General features: G+C 33.0%; 18 protein-coding genes. 2 read left to right on the top strand and 16 right to left on the bottom strand.

All coding sequences use genetic code 11. The features are described 5' to 3' along the window. The first annotated feature begins 136 nt into the window (after positions 1-136). Positions 137-517, top strand: coding sequence for a collagen-like protein (locus tag EP747_RS15180; RefSeq protein WP_129690977.1), 381 nt, complete (start codon positions 137-139; stop codon positions 515-517). Between the two features lie 40 nt (positions 518-557). On the opposite strand, the gene EP747_RS15175 is transcribed toward EP747_RS15180, so the two are convergent. From EP747_RS15175 to EP747_RS15165, 3 genes are all read right to left on the bottom strand, one after another. Next, positions 558-2,075, bottom strand: coding sequence for a diguanylate cyclase (locus tag EP747_RS15175; protein ID WP_129690976.1), 1,518 nt, complete (start codon positions 2,073-2,075; stop codon positions 558-560). A gap of 136 nt (positions 2,076-2,211) precedes the next feature. Then, positions 2,212-2,748: a GNAT family N-acetyltransferase gene (locus EP747_RS15170; protein ID WP_129690975.1), complete on the bottom strand. Its 537-nt coding sequence runs from the start codon at positions 2,746-2,748 to the stop codon at positions 2,212-2,214. Between the two features lie 101 nt (positions 2,749-2,849). Continuing rightward, entirely contained in the window at positions 2,850-3,740 is an 891-nt protein-coding gene (locus EP747_RS15165; protein ID WP_129690974.1) for a DMT family transporter, read from the bottom strand. Positions 3,741-3,897: 157 nt separating this feature from the next. Here EP747_RS15165 and EP747_RS15160 point away from each other — a divergent pair, with 157 nt between their 5' ends. Further along, the gene (locus EP747_RS15160; protein ID WP_129690973.1) at positions 3,898-4,866 is read left to right on the top strand and encodes a ring-cleaving dioxygenase; all 969 of its coding nucleotides are present in this window, start codon (positions 3,898-3,900) and stop codon (positions 4,864-4,866) included. 452 nt (positions 4,867-5,318) lie between these two features. Here the strand turns inward: EP747_RS15160 and EP747_RS15155 are convergent, their stop codons facing one another. From EP747_RS15155 to EP747_RS15095, 13 genes are all read right to left on the bottom strand, one after another. After that, the gene (locus EP747_RS15155) at positions 5,319-6,644 is read right to left on the bottom strand and encodes a gluconate:H+ symporter (protein WP_129690972.1); all 1,326 of its coding nucleotides are present in this window, start codon (positions 6,642-6,644) and stop codon (positions 5,319-5,321) included. A gap of 52 nt (positions 6,645-6,696) precedes the next feature. After that, the gene (locus EP747_RS15150; protein WP_129690971.1) at positions 6,697-7,419 is read right to left on the bottom strand and encodes a GntR family transcriptional regulator; all 723 of its coding nucleotides are present in this window, start codon (positions 7,417-7,419) and stop codon (positions 6,697-6,699) included. A gap of 18 nt (positions 7,420-7,437) precedes the next feature. Beyond that, on the bottom strand, positions 7,438-8,451 hold the full coding sequence (locus EP747_RS15145; protein WP_129690970.1) for a sugar kinase: 1,014 nt from the start codon (positions 8,449-8,451) through the stop codon (positions 7,438-7,440). Beyond that, on the bottom strand, positions 8,444-9,196 hold the full coding sequence (gene dagF, locus EP747_RS15140) for a 2-dehydro-3-deoxy-phosphogluconate aldolase (protein ID WP_129690969.1): 753 nt from the start codon (positions 9,194-9,196) through the stop codon (positions 8,444-8,446). Before dagF ends, EP747_RS15145 begins: the two co-directional genes overlap by 8 nt. Beyond that, the gene (locus EP747_RS15135) at positions 9,193-10,302 is read right to left on the bottom strand and encodes a DgaE family pyridoxal phosphate-dependent ammonia lyase (RefSeq protein WP_129690968.1); all 1,110 of its coding nucleotides are present in this window, start codon (positions 10,300-10,302) and stop codon (positions 9,193-9,195) included. Before EP747_RS15135 ends, dagF begins: the two co-directional genes overlap by 4 nt. Further along, a complete protein-coding gene (locus tag EP747_RS15130; protein ID WP_129690967.1) occupies positions 10,280-11,383 on the bottom strand; it encodes an amidohydrolase/deacetylase family metallohydrolase in 1,104 nt (367 codons plus the stop codon). Before EP747_RS15130 ends, EP747_RS15135 begins: the two co-directional genes overlap by 23 nt. A 339-nt stretch (positions 11,384-11,722) precedes the next feature. After that, on the bottom strand, positions 11,723-12,163 hold the full coding sequence (locus EP747_RS15125) for a GNAT family N-acetyltransferase (RefSeq protein ID WP_129690966.1): 441 nt from the start codon (positions 12,161-12,163) through the stop codon (positions 11,723-11,725). A 192-nt stretch (positions 12,164-12,355) separates the two neighbouring features. Then, on the bottom strand, positions 12,356-12,814 hold the full coding sequence (gene tsaA, locus EP747_RS15120) for a tRNA (N6-threonylcarbamoyladenosine(37)-N6)-methyltransferase TrmO (RefSeq protein ID WP_129690965.1): 459 nt from the start codon (positions 12,812-12,814) through the stop codon (positions 12,356-12,358). A gap of 117 nt (positions 12,815-12,931) precedes the next feature. Beyond that, entirely contained in the window at positions 12,932-13,633 is a 702-nt protein-coding gene (locus EP747_RS15115) for a hypothetical protein (protein ID WP_129690964.1), read from the bottom strand. Beyond that, positions 13,630-14,502, bottom strand: a complete 873-nt coding sequence (locus tag EP747_RS15110; RefSeq protein WP_129690963.1) for an ATP-binding cassette domain-containing protein — start codon at positions 14,500-14,502, stop codon at positions 13,630-13,632. Before EP747_RS15110 ends, EP747_RS15115 begins: the two co-directional genes overlap by 4 nt. A gap of 12 nt (positions 14,503-14,514) precedes the next feature. Then, positions 14,515-14,886, bottom strand: coding sequence for a GntR family transcriptional regulator (locus tag EP747_RS15105; RefSeq protein ID WP_129690962.1), 372 nt, complete (start codon positions 14,884-14,886; stop codon positions 14,515-14,517). 839 nt (positions 14,887-15,725) lie between these two features. Next, positions 15,726-16,175, bottom strand: coding sequence for an S-Ena type endospore appendage (locus tag EP747_RS15100; protein WP_129690961.1), 450 nt, complete (start codon positions 16,173-16,175; stop codon positions 15,726-15,728). Positions 16,176-16,327: 152 nt separating this feature from the next. Next, positions 16,328-17,331, bottom strand: a 1,004-nt coding sequence (locus tag EP747_RS15095) for a BclA C-terminal domain-containing protein (protein WP_129690960.1), incomplete at its 5' end; no start/stop codon positions are given.

Here is a 17,331-nt window from a genome sequence, read left to right as displayed (position 1 = left end):
TGTCATGCTCAAAACCTTCATAATCATGATCTTATTTACTTATCGCAAATATCCCTAGTTATTTAACTATCAGCCCAAACAAAAAACATTCATTTTCATACTTTAATAATGATTAAACTAAAAAGGAGTTGATAAAATGAACTTTTTCCCTCAATATAGAACATTTCCAGGCTTTCCAGGACAACCAGGCGGATTCCCAGGGCAACCAGGTGGATTCCCAGGATTTCCGGGACAACCGGGTGGTGGAGGTCATGGGCAATCTCAAGGTCAACCGACTGCACCACCACCTTCATTTACACCACAAATGTCGCAAGCTACAGCATTTGCAGTAGATCCAGGTGCAATTGCTGGTTGTCGATTTAGAAATACTTATGTATGGTTGAATAATGGCGAACAATTTTGGTTCTTTCCAACCTTCGTCGGCAGAACCTCAGTTGCAGGTTGGAGATGGATTGGCTGGAGATGGGTATTTTTTGGAATTGATACACATCGAATTAGATCGTTTACGTGCTTCTAAAAACTATAGCTACTTTAACAAAAAGCCTTGTGATTAAATATCACAAGGCTTTTTTAACGAAAGAATTTTCCAAATTACTAGAATATACATTTACTTGATTTCTACCATTCAATTTAGCCAAGTAAAGAGCTTTGTCGGCAAAATGTATGGCTTCTACTAAGTCAATTGAATCATTTGGCACTAAATTTACCAATCCAATACTAGCACTTACAAACGGGGAAACTAATGACTTTTCATTTGGAATCTTTAAATCTACTATTACATTTCGAATTTTTTCTGCAATATTAAATGCTTCTTCTTCACTTGTTTCTGATAAAATACCAACAAACTCTTCACCACCATATCTTGCAGAGAAATCATTATCTCTTAATAAATTGATCGAAATGGCATTTGCTACAGTTTGTAGACATTTATCTCCTTCTAAATGACCATAAGTATCATTGAATATTTTAAATGAATCAATATCGATCAACATGATTGTAATCGGAGTTTGATTCGTTCGAGCCTCATTCCATTTTATTTGAAAAACTTCATCAAAATATCGTCTATTTGCTAATCCTGTTAAACCATCTGTAATTGATAGTTTATGTAATAAATGATTTGCTTGTTGTAATTTTCGTTCTGACTCTTTTTGTTGAGTAATATCCCTAAAAACAACCATCGTTGCTAATTGGCCCTCATATATTACTTTAGAACCTGAGAATGATAGATCAATTTTTAAACCATCTAAACGGATATAGCTACTTTCTTTATGATCCTGTATGAGATCACTATTAATAAATTGTTGATAGCGACTAAATGAATCATTTAACCCTGTATGTTCAATCAAGTCAAATACATAGATTCCTATTAATTCAGAAGGTGAATTTGCTCCAAGTAGATTAGCAGCTTTTTGGTTTGCTAACTTAATTTCTCCATCTATTTGGACAAATATTCCATCTGGGGAAGTTTCTATTAATGTTCGATATCTTTCTTCACTTTCTTTAAGTGCAATCTTTAGTTCGTCATTTTTATTTAAGTAGTGAATAAAAAAAGCAATGAATGTTCCACCTAAAATAATCGCTACTTCATAAACTGGCATTACTGGAACAACTGAATTGGAAAATTTAATATATTGATAGACAAAGAAGAAACTGCTTAGTAAGACTAAAAAGGAAATCATACTAAACCATTTAGTCCAATATTGTTTAATCCAACTACTTAGAAGACCACTGACGACCGCATTTATTGCAATCGTTACACATGCATAAATTGAACCATCACTTACACCAAAAAAAGAAAAGCGAAATGCAATAAGCATCATGCTAGTAAAAATGGTAGCTCTAATTCCTCCAAAATATGCCGCAGATAAAATAGCAAGATGTCTAAAATCTAAAATGTTATTTTGATAGATGCTCACTCCAAAAACAATTAAAATAATGCCAAATATTCCATGTAGTACTCCTACAATTATTGGATATTCTTTTTGAAACTTTTGCTTTAAAAAATTTTGAATTCGATTAAATCCAATTAAGAAAAATATTAACAATGCAAAATTAAGAAATAAATCTTTAATCATATTTACACCTTTATAAAATGATAATCTTTCTAATTATATAAATGCTCTAATTGGATTGTAGTTCGTATGCTATTAAATAAAAACTTTATTCATTTGAGTGTCTATAATAGAGCGTTTAAACTTGTTATTTTCAGTACTATTTAATAAATAAGCCCATCATTAAAGTATTACAATACTTTCCATTTAAATAAGTATCTTCTTTCATTACACCTTCAATTTCAAATCCTAAATTTTTATACAATTGAATGGCTTTAAGATTATCTTCATTCGTAACTAATTGAATTTTTCTAGTTAGATCATTTTGTTTAGCCCAATCAATTAATGATTGCATCAATAACTTCCCTAAACTTAATCCCCAATATTCTTTTTTAATTACAATGCCTAGAGTACCAACATGCTTCGTACGTTCCTTTTGACTGGAATTGATTGAACCGATACTGATTATTTGATCATTGATCGTACCTAATAATATAATTGAATTTTTTTCATTGAAGGTATCTTCTAAAAATGTCTGATATTCTGCTTCATTTCTTTTAAACTCGTTTCCTCCAAATGATAAAAAGTTCGTTTCTCCACCTACGATGTTATAAAAATCTATAATTAATTTAGCATCAGTTCCTGTTGCTTGACGAACTTTTACTATTTCTCCATTTTTTAATTTTAATTCAAACATTCTATTACTCCTTTACAAATTAAAAATAGCTGCATAAGCAGCCATATTAACATTTAAAAATTATTAAACTAATATTCTAAATACATTTTAGCATATAACATTTAAAAATCCATTTTATTCTCAACAATCTTTCTTTTCTCACTAGTAAGAACAACTAAAAGTGCTCCACCTAGAACAATTGTCCCACCGATTATTTGAAGTAAACTCATATTTTCATGAAATAGAATAGTTGAAAATGTGATTGTCACAACTGGCTCCACCATACTTAATACGGCTCCTTTTGTCGGTCCAATTCGTTTTACACCAGCAAAAAATGCTCCCATTGATATAACACTTGAAATAATTGAAATACCTAAAATTGAAATCCAACCAATAAATTTAAAATGAATGTGGATCGTGTTAGTCGATACGCCAACTAGTAAAAATGAAATTGCTGCAAATAAAGAAATATATGCACTTGTTACTAATGGAGGAACATGCATCGAAACCCTACCGCCAACAATTATGTATATTGAGTAAACGATTGCTGCTGCTAATGCTAATATGATTCCGAATGGATTTATATTTTCTGCAGGAGCTCCCAACACTAGTACAATTCCAGCTAACGATAGTAAAATTGATATCGTTATATTTTTTGTTAATTGCTCTTTGTTTACTAAAAATGATAGAATTGCTACAAAAATGGGATATAAATAAAGAATTAGTGCTGCTAATGAAGCAGGAATATATTTTACTGAACTGAAATAAAAACTTGATTGAAGCATATACAAAACTCCACCTAGTAAAACAAACAATACTAATTGTTTTTTAGTAATTTTAACTAATTTTTTACTAACCACTAAGTAACTAAAGAACATAATTGTCGCAAATGTAAACCTTAAAAATAATAATGTATTAACACTAACATTTTGATCATAAGCATAAAGCGCAAAAATAGGCATTAATCCAAAAGCTATAGCAGATATTAAAATTAATAAATAACCGAAATACAAAACATTTTCCCCTTTCTGTTTTATTTATCTGAACATTATAATTATTAGATAACAGTTTAACATAAAACTTTACCTCAATCTCTAACCATTTACAATGTGTACATAAAAATTATGAAGGTCATATTATTACAATAAAAATTTTAAAGGAGTGATGAAAGTGGAATTATTGGGAATTCATCATGTTTCACTACTTACTACAAAGGCTGAAAAAAATTACGAGTTTTACACTAAGGTTTTAGGGATGAGGCTTGTTAAGAAAACTGTAAATCAAGATAACACTTCCAGTTATCACTTATTTTACGGTGATGCAAAAGCAAATCCCGGAACAGAAATAACATTTTTCGATATCCCTAATCTAGGAAATACATACCCAGGTCACTCGATCATATCTTCAACTTCATTAAGAGTGGCCACAACTGAGTCACTACATTATTGGAAGAATCGCTTTAATAAACTTAATATTTCACATGATGAAATACTTAAAAGAGCAAATCGAGATACACTCGCATTTCAAGATTATGAAGGTACAAGATTAATTTTAGTAGCAGATAATGGTGAAAAAGGTGTTTTACCGGGCACTCCTTGGAATAAATCAGATATCCCAACCGAACATGGAATTCTTGGCTTAGGTCCAGTGACACTTACCGTAAAAGATTCGACTCCTACTAGCAAAACTTTAACGGATGTTTTAGGTTTTAGACTTGTTGGAACTTACCCTTCTACGGAAGGGAATTTTGCAAGTATAGAAGTTTACGAAACCGGATTAGGTGGTGCTGGAGCAGAAGTTCACTTGGAAGTAAGACCAGACTTACCGAGAGCTAGACCTGGACGAGGTAGTGTACATCATGTAGCTTTTAGAGTACCGAACATAGAAGAATATAATAAATGGGCAGACAAAATAAATTCACTTGGGATTACGAATTCAGGAAAAGTAGAACGCTACTATTTTAAAGCGCTCTATTTTAGAGAACCAAATCATATTTTATTCGAATTATCAACTGATACCCCTGGATTTGATGTAGACGAAAATATTGATACACTAGGTGAACGTTTAGCATTGCCTCCATTTCTAGAGCCTAAACGTGCTGAAATCGAAGCAAGTTTACGTCCATTAGATTTTAATTAAAATTAATTTGCGTACTCAAATTTAAGAAGTAAGAGGGTGTCCTAAAAGTATTACAATATGGGAACCCTCGTTTTTATAACCGCAAATAAGATTAGAAAAACGTTAAAAGCTGGAATCGAGGCGATTTACAAGACTTTAAAAATCGCAAATAAGGAGCCTGACTATGCAATTAGTTGATGAAACGTTTGAAAAGAAGAGTGGTCTGCAAATAAAATCCGGAAATCGCAAATAAAATAAATAATTACCTATACCTGTAAGTATATTTGGAGCTAATAATTGTACAATAGCAGAAAATTTGAAATGGAAAACTACTATGAGATACCCTCACTACTTAGATCAATATAACATAGGTAAAATATATGATGTTCCCGAAGCGTTCGTATAACTATTAAAAAAAGAGGCGCCTTTAGTGTCAGTTAACCTGACTTTAGAGACAGCCCCTTCCTTTATTCTTAAATAAATAAGTCTAAAACTAGTGTAAGTCCAAACGCTACAAACGAAAGAATCGTTTCCATTACTGTCCATGTTTTGAATGTTTCTTTTACTGTTAATCCAAGGTATTCTTTTACTAACCAGAAACCTGCATCATTTACATGTGAAAACATTAGTGAACCTGCGCCAGTTGCAATAACAAGCAATTCTAAGTTTACACCAGTCATATGTGCGACTACTGGAGAAACAATTCCAGCTGCTGTTGTTAAAGCAACTGTAGCTGAACCAGTAGCTATTCTTATTAACCCTGCTACTAAGAATGCAAGCACGATCGGTGATAGTGACATTTGCTCAGACATTGTTGCAATGGCAGTTCCTACACCGCTTTCTATTAGAATTTGCTTAAATGCGCCACCTGCACCGATGATTAATATAATTGAAGCTAAAGGTGTTAAACATTCATCAGTTAATTTTTTTATTAAAGTTTTGTCCATTCCTTGTCGATACCCTAATAAATAATAAGCTGCAAAACAAGAGATTAATAGAGCAATTACAGGGCTACCAATTAAAATTAAGAATTTAGCAATTGCACTAGGTAGAGATAAGTATGGTGTAATTACAGTTAACACCATTAGTAAAACTGGAAGTAAAATGATGAAAAATGATACACCTGTACTTGGTAAAGCATTTGACTTCGTTTCAACTCGAATTAATTCTGGTTCACCAATTGGTGTTACACGTTTGTGAATCCATTTTGAAAAGATCGGACCTGCAATGATTGCAGTTGGAAAAGCAATGATTAATGAATAAAGTAGGACTCTTCCTAAGTCTGCATTATAAATACCAATCGCTGTCATCGCACCAGGATGTGGTGGCACTAAACCATGTACAATCGATAAACCAGCGAGTACTGGGATACCAATTAATAGAATATTTGAATTGGTAGATTTACGAATTGATATAACAAGAGGTAACAAGATTACTAGACCTACCTCAAAAAATACTGGTATTCCAATAATAAATCCTGAAAGCAACATTGCCCATGGTAGGTTTTTCACACCGAATTTTTTAATAAAGAAATCAGCTACTTGCATACCTGCTCCAGAATCTGACATCATTTTTCCTAAAATCGTACCTAAAGCTAAAATCCCAACAAGATGGCCGAGAACGGCGCCTACTCCTGTTTCATAAGCTGTTACAATTTTATCCATTGATACGCCAGAAAAAACGGCTAGGAAAAGGCCAGCTACTGATAAACTAATAAATGCATGCCATTTCCACCACGAAACTCCTAAAATAACGATAACGATTGCTACTAATGTAATTCCTATCAAATATAAATCCATTTTTGCATACTCTCCTTTAGTAATCGCTTACATTTTATAAAATGAAGATAAATTACTGCGTTGAATCATTGTAAGTTACAACGTAATTTTGTTTGGCCGTATTATAGTAACCTTCACTGATTTCTAAAACATTTCCATCTTCATCACTAGAACGACGAATTCTTTTTAATGTGGTTGTGCCTTTTTCTATATTTAAAATCTCACAAACATGATCCGGAGCAACTGCTACTGCAAATTCATCTCGGAAAGATTCTAATCGAATATTATTTTCTTCTAAGAATCGATATAAGGAACTGATCTGTATGTCTTCTATTTCTTCTTCCGTTACGTCAATTGAAATATAGTGCGTAAAGTGAATATATGGTTCATTTTCCAGTAAATAAATTCGCTCAATTTGGACATATTTATCACCAAATACAGAATAAGGTATAGAATCCGCTGTTATTTCTGGTTTTTTTATACTCAGCACTTTTTTAGTAATATGATGCCCTTCCTCAACTAAAATTTCTGTAAAACGTTTCCCTTTTGAAAGCTTCGCGCTCGTAACATTCGCAATAACCTTTGTTCCTTTACCACTTTTCTTTTCTAAATATCCTTCTTGGACAAGTTCTTTTATGGCATTTCTAATCGTAATTTTACTAACACTAAACTCTTCTTCTAATTGAGGTTCTGAGGGAATATTTGTGTGAATTGGATAAACTCCATGTAAAATTCGATCCTTTATCATCTCTTTAATTTGTAAATACAACGGTCCTTTTTTACGATTCACACTCATTCCCTTACCTCTCCTTTTTTAGCGCTTAATATCATCAATTGTTCCAGCCATAGCTGATAAAATTTCTGCTTCAGTTGACATTGGCGTATCTCCAACGATTGTACATGCTAACATTCCCGCTGTTTGTGCAAAGTGAACGGTTTTTTCTGGTGAAAACTTAGATAACACACCATGTAATATACCGCTAGTATAAGCATCTCCAGCACCAATTCGATCGTATACGGAAAAAGAAGTATTTTCCGAAAAGTGAAACTCTCCATTAGTGAATAGATATCCACGTAATGAATGTGAATTGTCACTATTAATTGCTCGGTGCGTTCCAGCAATAGTTTGTATGTTATATTGTTTTGCAACTTTAGGAATAAGGTCTTTTAGTTGCGTTTCCCTAGAAGCTTCCTCCGTCTCCATTCCTAAAATATACATTGCATCTTTCTCATTCATCATGACGATATCAGCTAATGCTAGCATTTCTTCATAATGAGGTTTTGCTTTACTATATCCTCCCTCCCATAAAGAAGGTCGGTAATTACAATCGAAACAAACTAATCCGCCATTTTCTTTTACTTTTTTCGCAAGAATTTTCATTGTTTCTTTTGTATCATCTGTCATCGCTAGTGTAATACCGCAAAAATGGATAACATCTGCTTGTTTTGCAATTAGATCAAGATCATAATCGATATAAGATGCAGTATTAAAGCTACTTTCTAAACGATTAGTATATGTCACACGACTAGAGCGCTGCCCAAAACCATTTTCTAAAAAATACAGTCCAAGATATTTTCCGCCTCTAGTAATATAATTTCGATTAATTCCTAATCGTTGCAAGTAAGCAATCGCAGCATCTCCTAATGGATTATTCGGCAATTTTGTTATTAAATAGCCATCATGACCAAGCTTAGTCATTGCGGACGCAACGTTTACACCAGTTCCCGAGAAAGAATATTGTAAAGCGTTTGCCTGTGCCAGTAGTTCATACCCTGGCACTTGCAATCGCATCATTACTTCTCCGAAAGCAACAATTTGTTTACGCATATTTTTCAACCAAGCTTTTAGTGATTGCTAATAATTTTCTTACATCTTCAGGATTAGTTTTTCCAGTTTCTTCATTAATAATTGATGAATATACGTGTGGGATAATTTTAGGTACTTTTTCTTCCAATGCAATTTCTAAAATCTCTTCAAAATTCTCTAAATCAATACCACCAGTAGGCTCCAAGGCAAAACCTTCTTCTCCACATGCTTTTGCTACAGCACGAAACTCTTCTACGTGTTTTAACCCTTTCATTGGGAAGTATTTTAATGCATTTCCACCCATGTCACGAACTAACGCAATCGCAGATTTGATTGGTACAATCGCTGTTTCGCTAGCAGCACTAACAGGTCCAGTAGAGATATTTACATAGCCTACTTTTCCAGTTGGAGATACTAGGGAATTGATCCAGCTATCTTTTTCACCTAAGTTGGCGCGTGTAGCACCTACTGCAGGAAATACTTGATTGATATGACTTCCTGGATAATGTTTAGCGATTTCTGCAACAACTGCTGCTTGTTTGTTATCACCAGCACCAAGACCAATCGATACTGCTTCATCAATTGCTGCACCGTATTCTTTCATTGCTGTTACAGCAGCCTCTACCGTTGGGTAATCTTTTGAAAGAACACCTACTAATACGTGACCTTCTGCAGCTTCAAAAACTTCAACTGCATTTTCAATACTATTTGCTAAAACATTTAATGCTACTCGGTTGTTATAAAATCGTTTTTCAATATTTGTCATTGTTCAGTTCCTCCTAATATTGCTCTTAATTGTGCTTCAATTACGTAAATATCATCAGATTGTAGTGGTCGTGGATCAATATCGAAAAAGCCTTGACGAACTCCGTAATCGCGAGTATAAATCGCAATATTACCATTCTTTAATTGATCGTTTACATCCTTCGCTGTAGTTTTCGTTACAACAGGATCAATTTGGATTCGTGCTCTAAAAATAGCTCGTCCCGCTTCATCTTGTACAATCGTTACTTTTATACCATCGATCGACTCTAGCGATTTTAAAACTTGTAAACTAGCTTTTTCATTTTCACTATTGTCTTTTTTGACAAAATACTCATCCAAAGCTTGCAACAGACCAAAAGTGGTTTCTTTACCAACTTTCATACTTCTACCGATACAATGTAATTGTACTTTTAACCATTCGATATATTTTTGCTTACCAGCAACAATACCTGAAGTAGGTCCTTCAATTGCTTTCGAACCGCTATATATTGCTAAATCAGAGACTTTGACATATTTTTGTAAATCTTCTTCAGCGGCAGCATCTACTATTAAAGGTACATTATTGGCTTGAGCTACTTCCCATGCTTCTTCAACTGATATCATATTTTTTTGTACAGCATGATGCGATTTCACATATAAAATTGCAGCTGTTTTTTCATTTATAGCATCTGCAATATGCTCAACTTTCCCCTCATTTGCATAGCCGACTTCTACTAATTTTCCTCCGCCAAGGAAGATCATCGTTTCTACTGGAGCACCATACTGTACGTTGTGTCCCTTTAGCATTACGATTTCATTTTTTTCAATTGATTCTTGGTGTAATCTTTCGCTTTTACGTCGGTTTCCTTCAGTTACAATTGCCGCTACTGAAAGGGCAATTCCACTTGAAGCTGAGTTCACTACAACAGCTGCCTCTGATTTAAGTAGACCCGCAATATGCATTCCAGCCTTATTAACTAAGTCCGAAATTTCAACATAATTTTGTCCACCAATTTTCATCGCTTCCATGACAGTGTCCGTAGGAGCAGAAACACCTAATATACTCATCCTACCGCTTGCATTAATTACCCTTTTTAAACCATATTTAGCATTCAACGTGTTCTCCATTAATAACCACTCCTTTTACTACGATGTTTTGTTCAGCTTTACGCTCGTCTCCTTCAGAATCTAGTAAGGATGTCACTTCATCTTCAACAGTAAATAAAGTGAGGTTTGCAATATCTCCTACTGAAATTCTTCCAAGTTCCGGTTTATTAAGCCACTTAGCCGCATTAACTGTAACAGCATCAATAATCTCTTCTAGTGAATAACCTAAGTATAAAAATTTTGATAAAACATGTGACATACTATAAACTGGTCCATTCAATCGATTTTTTCGATAAATATCAGTACTAATGGTATCGAATTTAATTCCATGTTCTTTAGCTAGCAAAGCCGTTTTGAACGAAAAACTTGCATTTCCGTGCCCAACATCTAAATGAACACCTCGATTAATTGCCTCTAGAAATTTAGGAAGAGGTCTTCCCATCTCATCAAACAAATTATTTGCTTTACCATTTAGGTAGTGAGTAATTATATCTTTATTTTCAAGTAGGTTTAGAACATCATTAATATCTGGCGGTCCTGAACCAATATGAACCATAAGTGGTAAGTCGGTTTCGTTAGAAAACTTACGAGCTATTTTTAAAGGTTCTACACCATTGTCACCTACTACACTTTTGCTAATCCTTGCCTTCAGTCCGATAATAAAATCTTTATGTTCTGCAATTGTATTTTTGAGTTGATCCTCATCTAACCAAGACAAATCGGATAACTCGTCAATTCGTTTTAAGCCAATTCGCGAAATATTTAAAAATGCGAAAACATTTGTTTTTGACTTTTTACAGCTACTTACCAACTTGGACAAATTATCAGCGCCAGTACTACCCGCATCAACAATTGTAGTAACACCTGTTTTATAACCAATCTCGTCGACATCATCACCATATGGCTCAAATTCTGCATATGCATGGACATGCATATCAATCCAACCACTAGAAACAAATACATTGTGCTTGTAATCTACTATTTTCTCACCATTACCACATCCAGCAGCTACAATGTCTATAATCTTTTTATTTTCTACTATGATATCTACAGAACTTCCGTCTATCATTTTTACATTCTGCAGTACGAAATGATCCTTCATTTCCCCTCATCCTTTTCAGTAAACAAACTAAATTGATTAATGTATTCGTTTACAACTATCTTGTTTATTATTCCAATGTAGAATAACATCTAATTTCGCATTAGTCAATATAACGTTATAATGTTTAAATGTTTTTTTATCATATTTCTTAAAACCTTTCACGAATAAAAGGCGTCAGTTGGTTCTAGTCGTGACTTAAATCCTACTTTATATTTACCTTTTAAATTTTTTTATTATACAAAAAAAGCTTGTAAACATGGAATAAACTCCAAATTGTCTACAAGCTAAAGAGAAAGTGAATTTACCGCATATATTGACTAAAGCAGTAAATATTTACTTTTAGTTTACAATTAATTCTTTCTTAAATACTTTTTGTGATTTAGTGTTTTCGAAACCAATCTTTTTATAAAAAACAAGTGTCTCTAATCTAGTTTCATTTGTCCGTACTCTTATTTCTTTAAACCCTGATAATTTTGACCATTCTTCGCATCTTTCCACTAGAATCTTACCAATTTTTAGACCCCTATATGTACTGTCAACAATCAAACCACCAATTTCAATATAGGGTGGAGACTCAATCAAATATCGTCCGTGAGCATGAATCCATCCAATAAGTTTACCTTCAATTTCTGCTACAATTACAACATTATCTTTCTGTTCTAATATTTTATTTAATCTTTCAATGACTTGATTTTTTTCGACATTGTAACCCAATTGACCTGATAATCTAGCAATTTCTGAACTATCATTTGTTGAGGCAATTCTATATCTAATATCCATACTACACCTCACATTTTAATTTGTATTTGCAAATTGTTTTATTGTTTAATACTTGTTCTTCCGAGCGAACGAAAACTTTAGTCATAATGAACGAAACGGCTCCATTTTGCTTAACGTAGGTTTAATGGGAGTGATTAAAAAGCCTAAATTAAAAACATTTGAGACAACTCTTTCATTATTATTAAATCTTTATCACCAATATTTTTCCATCAAAGACTTTGACCATTCTGCTTGTTTGATCTCCCCCTTAGGAAGAAATTCTTTCATAATTGGTTTAATATCAATGATTGGCGTACCATCGATCGCATCTAACCCTTTTACTGTAAGAATGCGGCCACTGTGTTTTAATAGTTCAACTGATGTTAGCCCTAATTTATTGGGCCTGTTTTTACCTCTTTGAGCAAAAATTCCAACTTTTGGATAATGAATATTATTTCGAGGATGTCTAGCATTGTATTGAATCATTTCATCAGTCACTTTATTGAAATAAAAAATAATCTCTAGATGTGAAAAATCACTTATGCCACTTAATGCTTCTTCATTAAACTCATCAACTAACTCGATTTCAGAGATAATTGAACCCCAGTGATCGTCTTCAATTTCTTTTCTTGAATTTTTAACAAAAGCAATCGGATTAATTGTAAATGTCATCATTTAATCTCCTAACTTATTGTATTTTGTCTATATTATACAGAATATTTTGTTAGCTATTTATAAAACAAAAGAAAAAGTATGCTATTTATCCACATACTTTTTCATGAATCGTTTTTAATTTCTACCTTTCATTTTTAATGGTGCATTTAACATCATTGGATATGTTAATAATTGAAGCACTATTCCTACCAATCCAATTAAAGTAAACAAATTGATCGGCTTAATTTTTAAAATCAAGTTAAAAAAGTCTGAACTTATACCATTTATAGATAAAAAAGTCATTAAAATACTAACTAAAACTAGTGTCATTAGAAAATAGAGTATCCCCAATCTTCTAACTAATACAGCAATAAAGGAAGAAAGTCCTAGTATAATAAAACCAACCATTAGGTCGACCCAATAATACGTAAAGAAATGATATTCTGAAGAGACGAATTCAGCAGGATGGAAAAAGTGAAAACTATTTATTCCTTTTTCTAATAATATATTCATAATGTAATAAAGTATATTTAAGTAAGTTATACTAGTAATAACCATTAAAACTGACATTACAATATAAGATTTTAAAAACTGTCTTCTTGTACTACCTAATCCAATTGCAACTTGAAAAGGAATCACCAATCCTGCAACCGCGAATGTACTAATGCCCCCATAAATCGGTCCAAACAAAGCTGCACCACTTTGTAAAGGGATTTTAAAAATTATACTAACGGATACATAAACAACTGATAACAACAAAGTAATTAAAGAAAATATTTTAAAATACCATTTCAATTCATCAAAAACTAGTTGATAAGTACCTCTTATCGAGTTCATCTTTTCACCTCTTTATTTTTTGTTTTATTTATTAAATAGTCTTGTAGAGTTGCTTTTTCAATTGTAAGATGGTGATCTTCAGCGATTTTTTTCCATTCATTTGTAAATAATTCATCAATCATTACTTTTTGTGTCGAACTGATTTTAGAGGATTCCAGTATAGAAATATTTTTAGTTACATGTTCTATTGAATCTATATTTCCAGAAAGAATAATTCCTTTCTCTCGCATTAATTCCATTTGTTCATGAAATAGTACCTTGCCATCATTTACTACGACGATCGTTTCACATAATGGTTGAATTTCTTCGATATGATGTGTTGAAAGTAAAATGAGTCTCGGATTTTCTTCATAACTTTCCATTAATGCATCGTAAAACTGTTTTCTTTTAACTGCATCTAACCCATTAGTTGGCTCATCGAGAACTGTTATTTTTGCATTGCTAGCTAATCCTAAAATGATTTGCACTGCTGTTTTCATTCCTTTTGAAAACTTAGTGATTTTTTTATTCTTTGGTAATTCAAAAACTTGAACTAAATGTTCTGCAAATTGTTGATCCCAATTAGGATGAAAGTACCTTCCGTATTTTAACAAATCATCTATTCTCCAATTATGACCAAATGGATGATTTTCTTGGATATAACAAATATTCTCTAGTACATTTAAATTATTATAAGGTTCTTCTCCTAAGACTTTTATTGAACCTTCGTTTGGTTTATAATGGCCAGCAACTAAACTCATCAAAGTTGTTTTTCCTGCACCATTTCTTCCCCATAATGCAATAATACTCGGTTCTGTTTCATTAAAATTGAAATCCGTTAAAACTGGTGTATGCTTATAGCCATATGTCAAATTTTTAATTTCGATCAATTTATACCCCTCCTAATTAGAGTCGTTATTTCTCTTAATTAATTCAATTACCATTTCTTCATTTAAATGAATTCTCGCAGCTTCTTTAAGTAAAGGTGCAACATAATCTTCATAAAACTGCTGTTTTCGCTCTAAAAGTAACTTTTCTTTTGCACCTGTTGAAACAAACATACCCACACCTCTTTGTTTAAAAATTATTTCCTTATCAACTAATTCTTGAAGACCTTTCCTTGCAGTTGCAGGATTAATATTAAAAAAGCGAGATAATTCATTTGTTGAAGGCACTTGTTCACCCTCTTTAATTCTTCCATCTATAATTTCGTCCATAATCATAACCGCAATTTGTTGAAATATTGGCTGTGATTCATCTAATGTAGGTTTCATTAGCACCTTCCTTTCAGGTTAGTTATTTACTTGGTTAGTTAGTTATTTAGTTAGTTACTCATGTAACTAACCATACTACTCTTTAAATCATATGTAAAGTGTTTTATTTAAGTACGCCTATTTTTTATGAAAAAGGTTTTTTTAAATATAAATGTTGATTTTTGAACTAAAAAAAGGTTGTCTAATTTAGACAACCTTTAGGAACCCTTAATCAACTAAAGCGTTGGGTTCGTTGCATAAGTTCAAACCCTCTATTTTAATTACAAAGCTTTTTAGCTTAGAAATTATAAAATTTCACTCCACTTTTGTATCTGATTTATTGATCGCTATAACGTGAAATATAAATCTAATAATCAATTGACCTAGAAAATATAATATAAAATAGAAAATTGGAGAAATATTTCTTTCAATTATTTTATATGGACCATTTTCTGGTATAAAAAATTTCACTAAAATAATAGATAATAAAAGTACTAATGCATTTACTATGAAAAATGTGACTCATTCTTAATCGAATTAGTAATAACCCCATAATAAGAGTTGCAAATAATAAAAAATAAGATGTATATGGTACTCTGTTCAAATCAAACCATGTGGTAAAAAAAGGAATCGGTAATAAATATATTAAATAAAAAGCTTTTTTCACTAAATCAACCTTTCTCGAACTTTTAATAAGAGCTTTAATTGCCTTCATTATAGTAACATATTTTATGATTCCTTATTGTACTATACTACTATTTAGTTGCATAAAAAAATCAACAATATACATTAAAAGAGCCTATGAAAAAAAAGCTTAATGCGATTATGCAATAAGCTCATGTTTATATAATATGTGTTTATTATTTATCAATAATTTTACCAGTAATACAATATTTACCTTCTAAATAGATTGGAGATTGACTTGATTGTAGTATGGTTACAGATTTTATATATTGACTAGTATAACTACTCGTATTACCTGGCAAAACGGTAATTATATGACAAATATTGCTATTTACTTCGATTGTTATAGCTCCAGTACTGCTTTCGCTATTATAGACTGAAATCGGTGCTATAGCAGTTAAATTTCCACCTAAACTCCACAGTTCAACTGGTTTTTCAAAATTATCTTGAATCAAAATATTACCACATAGATCAATTGGAATACATGGATCACATTTTGTTGGAGTTGGTATTGGTGTTGGTGAAGTAGGTGGTGTTGGCGGAGGTACAGGTGGTAAAGGAGTTGGTGATGAAACTGGTAATGTAATACTAGGTAAGTTTGGTACATCTGGTCTTTTTTGTTTCAATTTTTATCCCTCACTTATTATAGTTAATAACCTATGTACTTTAAAATACTAGAAAGCCATATTTTTAGTATATAATTCTTAAAAAGAAAAGTGACCACTATTAAACTTTCTCATATAACTTGTAGTCACTTGTTAAATTAAAATATTATAAATTAACCTACTCTAACAATGGAAATTGTAGCAGCGGTTGTACCAGCTGCTAACGATACTGTTGCTGCTAAAGTAGCAGACACCATTGCTTGTATCGTGTCACCTGCATTTATATTAATAATCACTTGGTTACTGACTAAACTTAATCCAATTGCAGCAGATATATTTGTACCTGCAACACCAGCCCCATTACGAAATAACTGAAAAGTCGTTAGTAAAGATAATGTAGGATACACTTGATAAGTTATTAGATATCTACCACTTGTATTAATCGTAAAAATGGTAGCTGTCGGGTTGTTCACTGTTATATCTGCTGATAAATTTTGTGCGTTCGGAAACGGTATAGGTGAAGGACCTAAAAGTGTAATTGCAATTGTTGCTCCAGAAGTATTTGCTGCCGAGCCGGATGTATTAAAACTTGCTCCGGCTGCTCCGGTTGAGCCTGTCGGACCTGTTGCTCCAGTTATTCCCGTTGGGCCGGTTGCTCCTGTCGTTCCCGTTATTCCAGTTGAGCCTGTTGACCCTGTTGCTCCGGTTGTACCTGTTATTCCTGTTGTTCCCGTCACACCAGTTGAGCCAGTTGCACCTGTTTCTCCTGTCGTTCCCGTTATTCCAGTTGAGCCTATTGACCCGGTTACTCCGGTTGTACCGGTTGAACCTGTTGGACCTGTTATTCCGGTTGATCCAGTTGGGCCTGTTATTCCTGTTGTTCCTGTTGTTCCCGTCATACCAGTTGAGCCAGTTGCTCCGGTTACTCCGGTTTGGCCGGTTGGGCCGGTTGGACCTGTTTCTCCTGTCGTTCCCGTTATTCCAGTTGAGCCTGTTGACCCTGTTGCTCCAGTCGTTCCAGTAATTCCGGTTGTTCCAGTTGTTCCAGTTGTTCCAGTTGTTCCAGTTGTTCCAGTCGTTCCAGTAATTCCGGTTGTTCCAGTCGTTCCAGTAATTCCGGTTGAGCCAGTCGTTCCAGTAATTCCGGTTGAGCCAGTCGTTCCAGTAATTCCGGTTG

The organism is Gottfriedia acidiceleris, from assembly GCF_004138285.1.
Classification (GTDB): domain Bacteria; phylum Bacillota; class Bacilli; order Bacillales; family Bacillaceae_G; genus Gottfriedia; species Gottfriedia acidiceleris_A.
This window is presented reverse-complemented; position numbering and strand designations above follow the sequence as displayed.